Here is a 16,963-nt window from a genome sequence, read left to right on the forward strand (position 1 = left end):
CCCCAACGGGAGGGGACGGGCCGGAGGGGCCGGTGTTTGGGACGTAAAGCGAAGCAGTCCCAAACACCGGCCCCGCAGGCCCGTCACCGCACCCACCACAAACCCAGCCCGCCGCAGGCGCAACGGCGAGACGCCCCGCGGCGCCGCAGACAACTACGTACGCGGCGCCGCAAAGCGCAACGGCGAGTAACCACCGCGGCGGGACGGCCAGCTACGTGGGAGGCACCGCAAAGCGCAGCGGACAGGTCAGGCGTAAAAGAGCCGTTCCACGACGCTGCGTGCCCGTCGCGTGATGCGGCGGTAGTCGTCGATCATTTCGCCGCTGCGGCCGGAGGCCTCGTTGCCGCGGCCGTTATCGGTGGGGCGGCGGCTGAGGCCGTCCTCGTAGCCGAGGTAGCGGCCGACCGCGGCCAGTTCGCGGCCGTCGACCGGGAACGTGTCACCGGGACGGCCGCGTACGAGCATCACCGCGTTGCGGACCCGGGCCGCCAGGACCCACGCCTCGTCCAGTATCTGGGCGTCCTCCGTGGCGATCAGCCCGGCGGCGTGGGCGGCGGACAGGGCCTCGCGGGTGCGGGTGGTGCGCAGGCCGGGGACCTCCCAGCCGTGCTGCATCTGGAGCAGCTGGACCGTCCACTCGACGTCGCTCAGGCCGCCGCGGCCCAGCTTGGCGTGGGTGGTGGGGTCCGCGCCGCGGGGCAGCCGTTCGGACTCCATCCGGGCCTTGAGCTTGCGGATCTCGCGTACCGCCTCGTCGCCCAGGCCCTCGGCCGGGTAGCGCAGCGGGTCGATCAGCTCGATGAAGCGCTGCCCGAGGTCGGGGTCGCCGGCGACCGGTTCGGCGCGCAGCAGGGCCTGTGCCTCCCAGACCAGCGACCAGCGCCGGTAGTAGGCCGCGTACGAGGCGAGGGTGCGCACCAGCGGGCCGGTGCGGCCCTCCGGGCGGAGGTCGGCGTCGATGAGCAACGGCGGGTCGGAGGACGGGAGTTGGAGCAGCCGGCGCATTTCGTTGGCGACCGCGTGGGCGGCCTTGGCGGCTTCCTGTTCGTCGGCTCCCTCGCGGGGTTCGTGGACGAAGAGGACGTCGGCGTCCGAGCCGTAGCTCAGTTCGTGGCCGCCGAAGCGGCCCATGCCGATCACCGCGAAGCGGGTGGGCAGGGTGTCGCCCCACTGGGCGCGGACCGCGGCGCGCAGCGCACCGGCGAGGGTGGCGGCGTTGAGGTCGGAGAGCGCGGAGCCGACCGCGTCGACGGAGTGGCCGTGATCGGTGTCGGCGGGGCTGAACTCCGTGCCGTACGCGCCGATCACGTCGGACGCGGCGGTGCGGAACATCTCCCGGCGGCGGACCCCGCGGGCCGCCGCGACCGCCGCCTCCGCGCCGTCCGCGCGGCCGACCGCGGCCAGCACCTCCTGTTCCAGGGCGGCGCGGCTGCGGGGCTGGAGGCCGTCGGGGGCGCCGAGGAGGGCCACCGCCTCGGGGGCGCGCAGGAGCAGGTCGGGGGCGAGGCGGCCGGCGGAGAGCACCCGGGCGAGGTTCTCGGCGGCCGCGCCCTCGTCGCGCAGCAGCCGGAGGTACCAGGGGGTCTTGCCGAGTGCGTCGGAGACCTTGCGGAAGTTGAGCAGTCCGGCGTCCGGGTCGGCGGAGTCCGCGAACCAGGCGAGCAGCACCGGGAGCAGGGTCCGCTGGATGGCGGCCTTACGGGTCACGCCGGAGGCCAGCGCCTCCAGGTGGCGCAGGGCGGCCACCGGGTCGGCGTAGCCGAGCGCTTCGAGGCGGTGACCGGCGGCCTTGGCCGACAGCCGGGCCTCGCCGGGCTCCAGATGGGCGACGGCATCGAGCAGGGGGCGGTAGAAGAGCTTCTCATGCAGTCGGCGCACCTCCCTGGCGTGCCATCTCCACTCCCTGCGGAGGGTGTCGACCGGCTCGGTCCGCAGTCCCAGCGACCGTGCCAGGCGGCGGAGTTCGGCCTCGTCCTCGGGCATCAGGTGGGTGCGGCGGAAGCGGAACAGCTGGATGCGGTGCTCGAGGGTGCGCAGGAAGCGGTAGGCGGCGTCCAGGGCGGCGGCGTCCTGACGTCCTACGTAGCCGCCGGCCGCGAGGGCGGCCAGGGCGTCCAGGGTGGTGGCGCTGCGCAGGGTGGCGTCGCTGCGGCCGTGCACCAACTGGAGGAGCTGGACGGCGAATTCGACGTCGCGCAGGCCGCCGGGGCCGAGCTTGAGTTCGCGTTCGATCTGCGCCGCGGGGATGTTCTCGACGACCCGGCGGCGCATCTGGCGGACGTCGGAGACGAAGTTGTCCCGTTCGGCCACCTCCCACACCATCGGGGCGAGTGCGTCGACGTACTCCTGGCCCAGGCCGAGGTCGCCGGCCATCGGGCGGGCCTTGAGCAGGGCCTGGAACTCCCAGGTCTTGGCCCAGCGCTGGTAGTAGGCGAGGTGGCTGCTGAGGGTGCGGACCAGGGGTCCGTTGCGGCCTTCGGGGCGCAGGTTGGCGTCGACCGGCCAGATGGTGCCCTCGACGGTGTTGTCCGAGCACAGCTGCATCATGCGGGCGGCGATCCGGGTCGCGGCCTGCAGTGCCTTGGCTTCGTCGACGCCGTCCTTGGCCTCGGCGACGAAGATGACGTCGACGTCGGAGACGTAGTTCAGCTCCCGGCCGCCGCATTTGCCCATGGCGATGACGGCCAGCCGGCAGACCGCGGCGTCGCCGGGCGCCTCTTCGTAGGAGATCTGCAGGGCGGCGCGGACGGTGGCGGTGGCCAGGTCGGCGAGTTCCGCCGCGGCCTCGGCGACGTCCGTGGTGCCGCACACGTCGCGGGCCGCGATGCCGAGGAGGGCCCGGCGGTAGGCGGCGCGCAGCGCGTCGGCGCGGGGCCGGGCGGCGCCCTGCTCGCCCCAGATGCCCTCGGCGAGTGCCTGCTCGAACTCGGGGGTGGTCGGGTGCAGGTCGGCCGACTCGTAGGTGACCAGTGACCGCCAGTCGCCGGGGTGGCGGGCGAGGTGGTCGGCGAGCGCCTCGGAGGCGCCCAGTACGCCGAGCAGCCGGTCGCGCAGCGGTTTCGCGGCGACGAGGGTGCTCAGCAGCGCCTGCTGCTCGTCCTCCGGCAGCGCCTCCACCAGCCGGACCAGTCCCCGCAGGGCCAGGTCGGGGTCGGCGGTGCCGCCGAAGGCCTCCAGGAGGACCGAGTCGTCGCGGACGGCTGCGAGTTCGGGGGCGTCGAGCAGTTCCCCGGCCGCCGAGGGGTCGGTGAACCCGTGCCTCAGCAGCCGGCCGAACGTGCTGCTCCGCCGTCCCTGCGGAGCGGGTAGTGCCATGGTCCAGCCTCTCGGTGGCGCGGTGGCTCAGAGCACGGGCAGCATCTTGCGCAGCTCGAAGGCGGTGACCTCGGAGCGGTACTCCTCCCATTCCTGCTTCTTGTTGCGGAGGAAGAAGTCGAAGACGTGCTCGCCGAGGGTTTCGGCGACGAGTTCGCTGCGCTCCATGAGTTCGATGGCCTCGCCGAGGTTCTGCGGCAGCGGCTCGATGCCCATCGCCCGGCGCTCGGAGTCGGTCAGCGCCCAGACGTCGTCGTCGGCGCCGGCCGGCAGCTCGTAGCCCTCCTCGATGCCCTTGAGGCCGGCGGCGAGCAGGACGGCGTAGGTGAGGTAGGGGTTGGCGCCGGAGTCGATCGAGCGGACCTCGACCCGGGTGGAGCCCATCTTGCCGGGCTTGTACATCGGGACGCGGATCAGCGCGGAGCGGTTGTTGTGGCCCCAGCAGATGTACGAGGGGGCCTCGCCGCCGGCGCCCGCGGTGCGGTTGGCGCCGCCCCAGATGCGCTTGTAGGAGTTCACCCACTGGTTGGTGACGGCGGAGATCTCGCCGGCGTGCTTGAGCAGACCGGCGATGAACGAGCGGCCCACCTTGGAGAGTTGGTACTCCGAGCCGGATTCGTGGAAGGCGTTGCGGTCGCCCTCGAAGAGGGAGAGGTGGGTGTGCATGCCGGAGCCGGGGTACTCGGAGAACGGCTTGGGCATGAACGTCGCCTGGACGCCCTGCTCCAGCGCGACCTGCTTCATGACCAGCCGGAAGGTCATGATGTTGTCGGCGGTGGAGAGTGCGTCGGCGTAGCGCAGGTCGATCTCCTGCTGGCCGGGGGCGCCCTCGTGGTGGCTGAACTCCACCGAGATGCCCATCGACTCCAGCATGGTGATCGCCTGGCGGCGGAAGTCCATGCCGACGTTCTGCGGGGTGTGGTCGAAGTAGCCGGAGGAGTCGCCGGGGATCGGCCGGGAGCCGTCGACGGGCTTGTCCTTGAGCAGAAAGAACTCGATCTCGGGGTGGGTGTAGAAGGTGAAGCCGAGGTCGGAGGTCTTCGCCAGGATCCGCTTGAGGACGTAGCGGGGGTCGGCGTACGAGGGGGAGCCGTCCGGCATCAGGATGTCGCAGAACATCCGGGCGGTGCCGGGGGCCTCGGCGCGCCAGGGGAGGATCTGGAAGGTGCCGGGGTCGGGCTTGGCGATCATGTCGGATTCGTACACCCGGGCGAAGCCTTCGATGGCCGACCCGTCGAAACCGATGCCCTCGTCGAAGGCCTGCTCCAGCTCGGCGGGCGCGACGGCCACCGACTTCAGGAAGCCGAGCACATCGGTGAACCACAGCCGGACGAAGCGGATGTCGCGCTCTTCCAGCGTCCGGAGCACAAACTCCTGCTGCTTGTCCATGGGTCACCAATCCTTGCAGGTCAATCGGCCTGTCCACGTACGTCGAACGACGCGCGTGGCAACCAGTATCACGTGAGGGGGTTACCGTCACATTACGCACCCTTGGCCTGAACCAGAACCGTCGACCCGTAACCCCCGCTCCGCTTCCTTCCCGCATCCTTTCCCGCAGCGAGCAAGCTCAGCGCAGCCGGCGGCGGCAATCGGGCCGCTTGGCCCACTCTTGAAGCCGCCCTGAGGGGCCGTTGACCAGCTGTTGAGCGGGGCGTTCCGGTCGGTTCCGGGTGGTGACCGGGCGGGGACGGCGGGTGCCGTACGGGGCTACCCGAGCGGGGCGGTGTCGCGGCCGGTGCCGGTGAGGTCCAGGACGGCGTGGGCCACGGATTCCGGGACGTCGGCCATCACCAGGTGGCCCGCGGGGGCGGCGAGGGCGAACCGCCCGCCGAGTTCCGCGGCCAGGGCCCGCTGGCGCTCCAGCCAGCGCAGCCGGCCGGCGGTCTCGCTGCCGTCGTAGGCCGCCAGGACCGTCACCGGGACGGGTGGCATCGGGCGGTCCCGGCGCAGCGCGGCGAGTTCGGCGGCCTGGTAGGGGTAGGTGGCGTTCTCCAGGACGCAGGCCCGGGCGACCCGGCTGGTGCGGTAGCCGGCCCGCTCCCAGGGGTGCGGCGGATGACTGCCGACCGTCGAGGCGCGGCCCACCAGGCGGCGGGCGGCCGGGCCCAGGGCGCGCGGCAGACCGGCCGCGGACAGCGCCCCGGCCACCCCGCCCGCCCAGGCCGTCCGCACCGCCCGCGGCAGCAGGGGCCGCGGGTCCTCCTCGATGCTGCCGTCGACGAGGACGACTCCGGCGCAGCGCTCCGGGTGCAGCCGGGCGAACCCCTCGGCGTGGAACCCGGCGAGGGAGTGGCCGACGACGGTGGCCGGGCCGCGGTGGCCGAGCGCGTCGAGGAGCCGGGCGATCCGGTCGGCCTCGGCGGCCAGGGTGGGCGGCGCGGGCGCCCGGGCGCTGAGGCCGAGGCCGGGGCGGTCGAAGCGGACGACGGTGCGGTGGGGGGCGAGCAGCGCGGCGACCGCGTCCCAGTCGAACCACGCCATGCCGAGGCCGCCGCTGAGCACGCAGAGCGGACCGGAGCCCTCCGTCACGACGTGCAGCGGCACCCCGTCGACGCGCACGAACCGGCCGGGGGTGGGGAGGCGGTGGCTGCTCATCGGTGGGGGATCTCCTGTACCGGTCACGGACATCCGGGTGCTCGGGCGGACCCGGCCGGCCGTACGGGGGTTCCCGGCCGCGCCGGACGTGCCCGGGGCCCGCCGGTGGGGCGGGAAGGCCAAGGATAGGCGGGCGACGCCCCGTTCGGCGGCGCTCCGGTGGAGGGTGATACCCCTCGGGGGTAGGGTGCGAACCGGCGGCCCCCTCCGGTGTCCGCCGTCCTCGTCGGGAGGTCCGCGATGCGTGCACAGGGCACGGCCGCCGCCGCGTGGTGCGGCCGGCTGCCGCGGTGCACGAGGACGGTACGCGCGGGTCTGCTGCCCGGCCGGTGGCCGATATCTGCGCCGCCGCGCCCCATATTCCCCGCCCCCTCGTCGGTGCCGCGCGCCCGGTAGCGCGCCCCGTCGCCGACGTCCCCGGGAGTCCGCGGCGGAACCTCCGTCAGCCGACCCGCAGCCGACCCTGCTCACACCGACACCGTTTCGAGGTGCTCTCTTCCATGCGCGATTCGCAGCGCCCTGTCCTGCACGACGACCCGTCCGGTGCCCCGTCGGAAAGCCCGGCGGGCGGCCCCTCGGAAGGCCCGTCGGACGTACGGCCCGAAGGCCGGTCCGATGCCCCGGGTGACGCTCGGCCCGCCGGTCCCCGGACGCCCTCGCGGCGCGCCCTGCTCGGTGCGGGGGCCGCGGTCGCCGGCAGCGGGCTGCTGGCCGCCTGCGGCACGTCGGACACCGGCTCCGGCCCGGACGTCAAGGCCGGTCTGTACGGCTCCCACCCCTCCCGCCGCCCCCACCCGTCCCCCAGCGCGCACGGTTCCCACGGCTTGCACGGCTCGGCCGGCAGCCCGCCGCCTCACGGCTCCCACAAGGACCATGACGGGCACGGCTCCCATGGCGCGCACGGCTCCCACGATTCCCATGGCACGCACGGCTCCCACGGCGGCGGTGGTTCCGGTGGGAGACCCCCGCGGGGCTATGTGACCCCCGATGGCCCCGAGGTGGCCGAGTGCGAGCGCGAGCGCGGCACGGGCCCCGTCCGGCACTTCACCCTGACCGCCGCCGCGACCCGTATCGAGCTGGGTGGCGGCCGGACGGTACGGACCTGGGCGTACGGCGACGAACTGCCGGGCAAGGAGATCCGGGTCACCGCGGGCGAGCGGATCGCGCTGACCCTCCACAACCACCTGCCGCAGTCCACCACCGTCCACTGGCACGGGCTGCACGTGCGCAACGACATGGACGGCGTCCCGGACCTCACCCAGCGGGCGATCCGGCCCGGCGGCTCCTCCGTCTACCGCTTCATGGTCAACGAGCCCGGTACGCACTGGCTGCACCCGCACGTCGGCGTGCAGTTGGACCGCGGGCTGTACGCACCGCTGATCGTCGACGACCCCAGGGAGCCGCTCTCGTACGACCGGGAGTGGGTCGTCCTGATCGACGACTGGATCGACGGGATCGACGGCCGCACCCCGGACGCCGTACTGGCCGGATTCCTCAAGCGCGCGGGCCGGCACGGCGGGGGCATGGGCCACATGGGCGGTATGGGCACGCACATGAACATGGACATGGGTGACGACGGGAAGGGCGGCGGCGGGACCGCCAACAGGCACGGTCACGACGGGCACGGGCACGACGGGCACGGCCACGGGCGCGGGCACGGCAGGGGCGACCACGGGCACGGCGGCGGGCACGGGCACGGCTCGGCGCGGCGGCTGTTCGGCGGGCGACGGCGGCTCTGGGGCGACCCGGGCTCGGTGGACCACCCGCTCCACCTCATCAACGGCCGTACCGCCCGGCATCCGCACACCTTCCGCGCCCGGCCCGGCGACCGGATCCGGATCCGGATCATCAACGCGGGCGGGGACACGTCCTACCGGGTCGCGCTCGGCGGCCACCGGATGACCGTGACCCACACCGACGGCTACCCCGTGCGGCACGCCAAGACGGACGCGCTGCTGCTCGGTGTGGGCGAGCGCTACGACGTCCTGGTCACCGCCGAGGACGGCGTTTTCCCGCTGACCGCGCTCGCCGAGGGCAAGCGGAACCGTTCCGCGCTGGCCGTGCTGCGGACCGGGCACGGGTCCGCGCCCGGCCCGTCCGACCGGCCCGCGGAGCTGCGCGGCAGGCTGATGACCGCGGACCAGCTCAAGGCGGCCGCGTCCGTACGGCTCTCGTCGCGCCGCCCCGACCGTGTCATCGACATGACCCTCACCGGCAACATGGCCCGGTACAACTGGGCGATCAACGGCCGGCCGTACTCCCCGTACCAGCGCTATCCCGTGCGGTCCGGTGAGCGGGTGCGGATGGTCTTCCGCAACCACACCCGGATGTGGCATCCGATGCATCTGCACGGCCACCACTTCGCGCTGCCGCACGGCGGGCCCCGGAAGGACACCACGATCGTGCTGCCGGGGCGGCGGCTGGCGGTCGATTTCTACGCCGACAACCCGGGGCTGTGGATGGTCCACTGCCACAACATCTACCACTCGGAGTCGGGGATGATGACGGTCCTGGGCTACCGCTCGTAGGGGACGGACGGGCGGCCGGCGCCCTCCCCCGGACGCCGGCCCGGCCCGGCCTTCCGCCTCTCCCCGCATGCACTCTCCCCCCATTGCGTCAGAAAGACGATTACACTGGCGGGGTGCCTCAACTCCGCCTCGCCCTCAATCAGATCGATTCCTGCGTCGGGGACCTCGCGCAGAACGCCGAGACGATCGTGCGCTGGACCCGGCACTCCGCCGACCAGGGCGCCCATCTCGTCGCGTTCCCCGAGATGGCGCTCACCGGCTATCCCGTCGAGGACCTCGCGCTGCGCCCGTCGTTCGTCGAGGCGAGCCGGGCCGCGCTGCGGGCGCTGGCCGGCCGGCTGGCCGACGAGGGCCTGGGCGAACTCCCCGTCGTCGTCGGCTATCTCGACCGCTGCGAGCAGGACCGGCCGCGCTACGGACGCCCGGCCGGCGCCCCGCAGAACGCCGCCGCGGTGCTGCACCGCGGCACGGTCGCGCTCTCCTTCGCCAAGCACCACCTGCCCAACTACGGCGTCTTCGACGAGTTCCGCTACTTCGTGCCCGGCGACACGCTGCCCGTCGTCCGGCTGCACGGCATCGACATCGCGCTGGCCATCTGCGAGGACCTGTGGCAGGACGGCGGCCGGGTGCCGGCGACCCGCAGCGCGGGGGCCGGGCTGCTGCTGTCCATCAACGCCTCCCCGTACGAGCGGGACAAGGACGACACCCGGCTGGAGCTGGTCGGCAAGCGGGCGCAGGAGGCCGGCTGCGCCACGGCTTATCTCGCCATGATCGGCGCCCAGGACGAGCTGGTCTTCGACGGCGACTCGATCGTGGTGGACAAGGACGGCGGGGTGATCGCACGGGCGCCGCAGTTCGCGGAGGGCTGTGTGCTGGTCGATCTGGACCTGCCCGCGGCGGCGCCGGAGCCGCCGGCCGGTGTCCTGGACGACGGGCTGCGCGTGGACCACCTCGTGCTCTCCGCCGACCCGCTGCCGGCGTACCCGCCAAAGAGCCCCGGCGGCCAGGCCGAGCGCCTCGTCGACCTGGAGGAGATCTACACCGCGCTGGTCGTCGGCCTGCGCGCGTACGTGGCGAAGAACGGCTTCCGCAGCGTCGTGGTCGGTCTTTCCGGGGGCATCGACTCGGCCCTCGTCGCCACGATCGCCTGTGATGCGCTGGGCGCCGCGCAGGTGCACGCGGTGGCGATGCCGTCGCGCTATTCCTCCGAGCACTCGCTCACCGACGCGGCCGAACTCGCCCGCCGGACCGGCCTGGCGTTCCGTACGGTCCCCATCGGGCCGATGTTCGACGCCTACATGGACTCGCTCTCGCTGACCGGTCTTGCGGAGGAGAACCTCCAGTCCCGGCTGCGCGGTACGACCCTGATGGGGATCTCCAACCAGGAGGGCCACCTGGTCCTCGCCCCCGGCAACAAGTCCGAGCTGGCCTGCGGCTATTCGACGCTCTACGGGGACTCGGTGGGCGGCTACGGCCCCATCAAGGACGTCTACAAGTCCGTGGTCTACGAGCTGGCCCGCTGGCGCAACCAGGCCGCCGCGGACCGCGGCCGGACCCCGCCGATCCCGGAGCACACCCTCACCAAGCCGCCGAGCGCGGAGCTCCGCCCCGGCCAGGTCGACACCGACTCGCTGCCCGACTACGACGTGCTGGACGGGATCCTGGAGCTCTACGTCGACCGGGACCGCGGCCACGCCGACATCGTCGCCCAGGGCTATGACGCCGCGCTGGTCACCCGGGTCCTGCGGATGGTCGACCACGCCGAGTACAAGCGCCGGCAGTACCCACCGGGCCCCAAGATCTCCGCGAAGGGCTTCGGCAAGGACCGCCGGCTGCCGATCACCAACCACTGGCGCGAGGGCCGCTGAGGGTCTGAGGGCACCGGGGGTGTGTCCCCCAGGGTGGCCGGCCGGTCGCGGGGCGCCGGCCGGTTACGACCCGCCGCCGGTCCGGGCGCCCGCTTCGGCCGGGGCCGGGGCGTCGTCGCTGCGGGCCACGATGCGCGAGGGGTCGTGCGGGGCCCGGTCCAGCAGGCCGGCGGTCACCGCGACGGCCAGGCCGAGGGCGGCCAGCACGGCGCCGACCAGGGCCGGGGAGGTCCAGCCCCAGCCGGCCGAGAGGGCCAGCCCGCCGGCCCAGGCGCCGCCTGCGTTGGCGAGGTTGAAGGCGGACTGGTTGGAGGCGGCGGCCAGCGTGGGGGCCTGGTGGGCCTTGTTCATGACCAGCATCTGCAGGGGCGTGGTGGTCAGGAAGCCGATCGCGCCGACGAGGACGACGGTGACCATGGCGGCCCACGCCACCGGGGCGGTGAAGTGCAGGGCCGCAAGGACCAGGGCCAGCCCCGCCAGGGAGCCGTAGAGGGTGGGGCGCAGCGCGCGGTCGGTGAGCGGGCCGGCGGCGAGCGCGCCGAGGGTCATGCCGATGCCGAAGAGGGCCAGCACGAGCGGGACCGAGCTCTCGGCGAGGCCGGTGACCCGGGTCATCATCGACGCCAGGTAGCTGTAGACGGCGAAGATGCCGGCGAAGCCGAAGACCGTGGTCAGCAGGCCGAGGAGCACCTGGCGGTGGCCGAGCGCGCGCAGTTCGCGGGCCAGGCCGGTGCGTTCCTCGGCGGGCAGCGGCGGGATCAGCCGGGCCAGCGCGGCCATGGCGATCAGTCCGATGGCGGCCACGATGAGGAAGGTGGCGCGCCAGCCGAGCCGCTGGCCGAGGAGGGTGGCGGCGGGCACGCCGACGATGTTGGCGATGGTCAGGCCGAGGAACATGGTGGCGACCGCGCGGGCCTGGCGGCCTTCGCGGACCAGCCGGGCGGCGACCACCGCGCCGACGCCGAAGAAGGCGCCGTGCGGGAGGCCGGCCAGCAGCCGGCCGGCGATCAGCAGCCCGAAGTTCGGGGCCAGGGCGGAGGCCAGGTTGCCGACCGTGAAGACCGCCATGAGGCAGACGAGCATCCGCTTGCGGGGGATGCGGGATCCGAGGGCGGTCAGCAGCGGGGCGCCGATGACGACGCCGAGGGCGTAGGCGGAGACGAGGTAGCCGGCGGTGGGCACCGAGGTGCCCAGGTCGTCCGCGACGTTGGGCAGCAGGCCCATCATCACGAATTCCGTGGTGCCGATACCGAAGGCCGAGATCGCGAGTGCGAGCAGAGCCAAGGGCATGGAAAACCTTTCGGGGACGCGTTCCGTACGTGCGGGCGGAGACGTGGCCGTGCGTCCTGCCGGGCCGGCAGGACGCACGGGACTTCCACGGTCTCTTAAGTTCTCTTACGGAACAAAGTCTCCCAGGCGCAGTATTCCAGCGGGGGAACGGGACGTTACGGGGCCGCGTCGGCCCGTCACACCTTGACCGAGGCGGCGACCGGGAGGTGGTCACTGCCGGTCGAGGGCATCACCCACGCCTTGACCGGGTCCATGCCCTTCATCATGATCTGGTCGATCCGGGCCATCGGGAAGCCGGCCGGCCAGCTGAAGCCGAAGCCGTCACCGGCGGCGCCCTGGGCGGAGCGCATCTGCGAGGTGACCGGGGCCAGCGAGCGGTCGTTCATGGTGCCGTTGAGGTCGCCGAGCAGCATGACCTTCTTGACCGGGTCGGCGGCGATCGCCTCGCCCAGCGCCTCGGCGCTGCCGTCGCGCTGGTTGGCGGTGAAGCCGGCCTCGACCTTGACCCGGACCGACGGCAGGTGGGCCACGTAGACGCCGAACTGCCGGCCGTCGGTGGCGGTGACGGTGGCCCGCAGCGCACGGGTCCAGCCCATCTTGATGTCCACCGGCCCGGCGTCGCTCAGCGGCAGCTTGCTCCACAGGCCGACCGTGCCCTGCACGGTGTGGTACGGGTACGCCTTCGCCAGCCCCTTGCGGTACGTGGGCAGGGCGTCGCCGGTCAGCTCCTCCAGGGCGACGACGTCCGCGCCGGAGTGCACGATGTCCCGGGCGGTGGCCGCCGGGTCGGGGTTGTCGGCGTTCACATTGTGGGTGACGACGGTGACGTTGCCGCCGGTGCCGGCCTTGTCCGTGAGCTGCCCGGCGAACAGGTTGACCCAGACGAAGGCCGGCAGGACCAGCGCGACCAGGGCGGTCGCGGAGCGGCGCAGGACCGCGGCGAGCAGCAGCAGCGGGATGCCGAGGCCGAGCCACGGCAGGAAGGTCTCCAGCAGGCTGCCCAGGTTTCCGACGTCGTTGGGGACCCGGGCGTGCAGCATCATCAGCAGCCCGAGCACCACCGCCAGCACCGCCAGCACGATGCCGCGCCGCCACATCCCGTCGGGACGCCACCAGTTCCGCAGGCGTCCGGCCCGGGAACCGGCCCCTTCGGACCCCCGCCCCTGCTCCGGCTCCGTCATGTATGCCTGCGCCATTCCGCCGTCCTCACTGCCTTGCTCCGGTGCTGTCACCCGTGATCACCGACCCTAGGTGATGGCCGTAATGCGGTTTCTTAGATTCGCGCCGGGCCGTGCCGCGCGCTCTTCGGAGGGGAGGACGGCGGTGGTGCGGGCCGGGGTTCCGGTCATCGGGTCCGTGACAACGGCTGTGACAGAACGGGCATGGTCCGGTCATATGGTGCCGGGTGCCCGGGACGCGGGCCGGTGGGCACTCAGCCCGCCGCGGCCCGGGGGCGGGGCCGTACGCCGTCGAGGACCGTGTCGACGATGTCCTCGGCCAGCCCCTCGGGGAGGTCCTTCCACCGGTGCAGGAAGGCCCGGGCCAGCATCGGGCCGACGAAGAGGTCGGCGAGGGTGTCGACGGGGCGGTCGGTGCGGATCTCGCCGTTGGCCATCCCCCGGCGGAGCACCGCGAGCAGCGCCTCGGTGCGGGCCCGGACGACCGAGCGGTGGTACTCCTCCCACAGCTCCGGGTGCGCCTGGACGTGGCTGACGACGGTGCGCAGCAGCGCGGAGTCCCGTTTGGCCAGGCCGCGGCGGCGGAGGAATTCCAGCAGGGACACCAGGTCGTCGCGGACCGAGTCGCCGTCGAGCGGCGGGAGCGGGGCGTCCAGGGACCGCATGACGTCCAGCATCAGGGCGTCCTTGCCGGACCAGCGGCGGTAGACCGTGGCCTTGCCGACGCCGGCCTCGCGGGCGATCCCTTCCATGGACAGCTCGCCCATGGACGCCCCGTTCTCGATCAGGCGGAGCACCGCCTCGATGATCGCGGAGTCGGCCGCGGCGCTGCGCGGCCGGCCGCGGCGCTCCGCCGCCACCGGGTCCGGCTCCGCGCCGGCCACCGCCGGCTGGGGGTCCCGTGCCGCCCGGCTCATCGCGCTGCGCCCGCCTTCCGTTCGCCCTGGGGCTCCGCGGACTGCGGCGCCGGTCCCTTCTTGCCCGGCAGGAAGGCCAGCACGACCAGGGCGCCGACGGCCGAGACGGTGGCCGACCCGAGGGCGGTGACGTGCATGGCGTGGACGAAGGCGTCGTTCGCGGCGATGACCAGCGGCCGGCCCGGGGCGCCCATCCGCTCCGCGAGGCCGAGGGTGGCCTCGATCGACTCACCGGCCGCGTGCCGGGCGCCGTCCGACAGTCCGGGCACCGCGTCCAGGACGCCCTGGATGCGGTCCCGGTAGCTCGTGGACAGCAGCGAGCCCAGGACGGCGACGCCGAGGGTGCCGCCGACCTGCCGGAAGACGTTGTTGAGCGCCGAGCCGGAACCGGCCTTCTCGCGGGGCAGCGACTGCATGATCGAAACGGTGACCGGCGGCATGATGTGCGCCATGCCGGCGCCCTGCAGGAAGAACAGCGCCTCCATGACCCAGATCGGGGTGTCGGTGTCCAGCAGCAGCAGCCCCAGCATGGTGTCGGCCACCACGAACATGCTGAAGGTGCACACCGCGCGGGCGCCGTAGCGGTCCACGGCCAGCCGGGCCCGCGGCGCGAAGATCATCTGGGCGGCGGCCAGCGGCAGGAGCAGCAGACCGGCCTGGAGCGGGGTGTAGCCGCGCACGCTCTGCACGTAGAAGACGATGAAGAACGTGACGCCCATCAGGGAGAAGAAGACCAGGGCGATGGCGGCGATGGCGGCGGAGAACGCGGGCTTGCGGAAGTAGTTGATGTCGATCGACGGGTGGTCGCTGCGCTTCTGGTGCACGACGAACCCGGCGAGCACCACCAGGCCGCCCACGACCGTGCCGATCACCTGCGGTTCGGTGAAGTCGGCGAGCTGGCCGCCCTTGATGATCCCGTAGACCAGCAGGACCAGTCCGACGACGGAGAGCAGCACGCCGACCGGATCCAGCCGGCCGGGGCTGGGGTCCCTGGAGTCGGGCACCAGGATCAGCATGGCGGTCAGCGCGATCAGCACGATGGGCACGTTGACCAGGAACACCGAGCCCCACCAGAACTGGTTCAGCAGCAGCCCGCCGGCGATCGGGCCGATCGCGATGGCCAGGCCCACCCCGCCGGCCCAGATGCCGATCGCCTTGGGCTGCTCCTCGCGCTCGAAGACGTTCATCAGGATCGCGAGGGTGGCCGGCATGACGAAGGCGCCGCCCAGGCCCATGAGGGCGCGGAAGGCGATCAGCTGGGTCGGCGAGCCGGCGAACGCGGCGAGCACCGAGCCGGTACCGAACACCGCCAGGCCGAAGAGCAGCGTCTTCTTGCGGCCGAGCCGGTCGCCGAGCAGGCCGGCGGTGAACAGCAGCCCGGCGAAGACCAGCGTGTAGGCATTGATCGCCCATTCCAGTTCGCTCTGGGTGGCGCCGAGGCCGTGCGGGGCCGGCGTGGCGATCGTCTTCATGGCGACGTTCAGGATGGAGTTGTCCAGCACCACGATCAGCAGGCTGAGCATGAGGGCGGACAGGATCGCCCAGCGGCGCCGGTGCACCCGGTCGGGGACCTGCCGGACGGGCGGGCCGCCCGGTGCGGTCGGTGGGGTCGAGGAGGTGGCCATGCCGACACCCTACGCTTTTCGATACGAGTCCGTTCCGTATTGATGCGCCGCGCCCGTATTTCCCGGCGGGGCGGCCGTACGTCCCACTCTCCCGCGGTTGTGGCGTGACGGCTTCCGCTGCGCCCTCCCTTTTCCTTTGCCGCGCGGTCGTGCCAGCATGGTGGGGAGTCCGGGGACACCGTCAGGGTGCCTCGAGATGACGAACAGGAGCCGTCACCATGACGCAGCCTTCGCCTGCCCAGAAGCCGGTGCCCAAGTCCCTGTACGGGGGTACGAGCTCGCGCCGGATCACCGTGCGTGACATCGCCGCCGCCAAGGAGCGCGGCGAGAAGTGGCCGATGCTCACCGCCTACGACGCGATGACCGCCTCCGTCTTCGACGAGGCCGGGATCCCGGTCCTCCTCGTCGGCGACTCGATGGGCAACTGTCACCTCGGTTACGAGTCCACCGTGCCCGTCACGATGGACGAGATCACGATCCTGTCCGCGGCGGTCGTCCGGGGCACCAAGCGGTCCCTCGTCGTCGCGGACCTGCCGTTCGGCTCGTACCAGGAAGGGCCGGTCCAGGCCCTGCGCAACGCCACCCGGCTGGTGAAGGAGGCCGGGGTCGGCGCGGTCAAGCTGGAGGGCGGTGAGCGCTCCGCGGAGCAGGTGGAGCTGCTGGTCTCCTCCGGCATCCCGGTGATGGCACACGTCGGGCTGACCCCGCAGTCGGTGCACGCCTTCGGCGGCTACCCGGTCCAGGGCCGCGGCGAGGAGGCCGCCCAGCAGCTGCTGCGGGACGCCAAGTCGGTCCAGGACGCGGGCGCGTTCGCGGTGGTCCTGGAGGCGGTCCCCGCCGAACTGGCCGCCGAGGTCACCCGCTCGCTGCACATCCCGACCGTCGGCATCGGCGCGGGCCTGGAGTGCGACGCGCAGGTCCTGGTGTGGACCGACATGGCCGGAATGACCTCCGGCCGGGTACCGAAGTTCGTCAAGAAGTACCTCGAAATGCGCGAACTGCTCGGCGGCGCGGCCAAGGCCTTCGCCGAGGAGGTCGTGGCGGGCACGTTTCCTGCGCCTGAGCACACGTTTCAGTAGTCGCCCACGTACTCGGCTGCGGCGCCGCGCTGGTTGCTCGCCGGTGCGCTTTGCGGCGCCGCGTACGTAGCTGGCCGTCCCGCCGCGGGGCTTGGTCGCCGTTGCGCTTTGCGGCGCCTCGCACGTACCCGTCTGTCCCGCCGCGGGTCGTCTCGCCGTTGCGCTTTGCGGCGCCCCGCACGTACTCATCTGCGGCGCCGCGGGGCTTGGTCGGCGTTGCGCCTGCGGCGGGCTGGGTTTGCGGTGGGTGCGGTGACGGACCTCCGGGGCCGGTTGTGTGGACTGCTGACGCTTTACGTCCACACAACCGGCCCCTCCGGCCCGTCCCCTCCCGTTGAGGGATGGGAAGAAGGTAGTGGGGGCGAGCGTTGGGGATGCAAGGGGTTTGGGGGACCCGTAGGGGACGGTCGAACAGAACCCGTAAGGGTCGCGAGGCCCCCCTGCGGGGCCACAACTCGACGCGCCGGGTGAGGTATTCCCACTGACCTGCGACACCAGGTGCACGTGCCACAACGCACGCCCCCACTCACCCGCACACTCCCCCAACGGGAGGGGACGGGCCGGAGGG

10 protein-coding genes are annotated in these 16,963 nt (G+C 72.8%); 3 read left to right on the top strand and 7 right to left on the bottom strand.

The features are described 5' to 3' along the window. Positions 1 to 246: 246 nt before the first annotated feature. The 3 genes from ACGF4C_RS38815 to ACGF4C_RS38825 form a co-directional block, all read right to left on the bottom strand. Positions 247 to 3,315: a bifunctional [glutamine synthetase] adenylyltransferase/[glutamine synthetase]-adenylyl-L-tyrosine phosphorylase gene (locus tag ACGF4C_RS38815; RefSeq protein WP_393573305.1), complete on the bottom strand. Its 3,069-nt coding sequence runs from the start codon at positions 3,313 to 3,315 to the stop codon at positions 247 to 249. Between the two features lie 27 nt (positions 3,316 to 3,342). After that, positions 3,343 to 4,704, bottom strand: coding sequence for a type I glutamate--ammonia ligase (gene glnA / locus ACGF4C_RS38820; protein ID WP_030416878.1), 1,362 nt, complete (start codon positions 4,702 to 4,704; stop codon positions 3,343 to 3,345). A gap of 318 nt (positions 4,705 to 5,022) precedes the next feature. Beyond that, the gene (locus ACGF4C_RS38825; RefSeq protein ID WP_393573307.1) at positions 5,023 to 5,910 is read right to left on the bottom strand and encodes an alpha/beta fold hydrolase; all 888 of its coding nucleotides are present in this window, start codon (positions 5,908 to 5,910) and stop codon (positions 5,023 to 5,025) included. A gap of 500 nt (positions 5,911 to 6,410) precedes the next feature. Here ACGF4C_RS38825 and ACGF4C_RS38830 point away from each other — a divergent pair, with 500 nt between their 5' ends. Next, a complete protein-coding gene (locus ACGF4C_RS38830) occupies positions 6,411 to 8,438 on the top strand; it encodes a multicopper oxidase domain-containing protein (protein WP_393573309.1) in 2,028 nt (675 codons plus the stop codon). Positions 8,439 to 8,551: 113 nt separating this feature from the next. After that, positions 8,552 to 10,306, top strand: a complete 1,755-nt coding sequence (locus ACGF4C_RS38835; protein WP_393573311.1) for an NAD+ synthase — start codon at positions 8,552 to 8,554, stop codon at positions 10,304 to 10,306. Positions 10,307 to 10,369: 63 nt separating this feature from the next. Here the strand turns inward: ACGF4C_RS38835 and ACGF4C_RS38840 are convergent, their stop codons facing one another. The 4 genes from ACGF4C_RS38840 to ACGF4C_RS38855 form a co-directional block, all read right to left on the bottom strand. After that, positions 10,370 to 11,596, bottom strand: coding sequence for an MFS transporter (locus tag ACGF4C_RS38840; RefSeq protein ID WP_393573313.1), 1,227 nt, complete (start codon positions 11,594 to 11,596; stop codon positions 10,370 to 10,372). A 176-nt stretch (positions 11,597 to 11,772) separates the two neighbouring features. Further along, complete coding sequence (locus ACGF4C_RS38845) at positions 11,773 to 12,777, bottom strand: endonuclease/exonuclease/phosphatase family protein (protein WP_393573321.1); 1,005 nt, start codon at positions 12,775 to 12,777, stop codon at positions 11,773 to 11,775. A gap of 251 nt (positions 12,778 to 13,028) precedes the next feature. Next, entirely contained in the window at positions 13,029 to 13,691 is a 663-nt protein-coding gene (locus ACGF4C_RS38850; RefSeq protein ID WP_393573315.1) for a TetR/AcrR family transcriptional regulator, read from the bottom strand. Further along, entirely contained in the window at positions 13,688 to 15,316 is a 1,629-nt protein-coding gene (locus ACGF4C_RS38855) for an MFS transporter (protein ID WP_393573317.1), read from the bottom strand. Before ACGF4C_RS38855 ends, ACGF4C_RS38850 begins: the two co-directional genes overlap by 4 nt. 218 nt (positions 15,317 to 15,534) lie before the next feature. Here ACGF4C_RS38855 and panB point away from each other — a divergent pair, with 218 nt between their 5' ends. Then, positions 15,535 to 16,395: a 3-methyl-2-oxobutanoate hydroxymethyltransferase gene (gene panB / locus ACGF4C_RS38860; protein WP_393573319.1), complete on the top strand. Its 861-nt coding sequence runs from the start codon at positions 15,535 to 15,537 to the stop codon at positions 16,393 to 16,395. The last annotated feature ends 568 nt before the right edge of the window (positions 16,396 to 16,963 follow it).

It is taken from the genome of Streptomyces sp. NPDC048197 (genome assembly GCF_043202395.1).
GTDB classification, from domain to species: Bacteria; Actinomycetota; Actinomycetes; order Streptomycetales; family Streptomycetaceae; genus Streptomyces; species Streptomyces siderophoricus.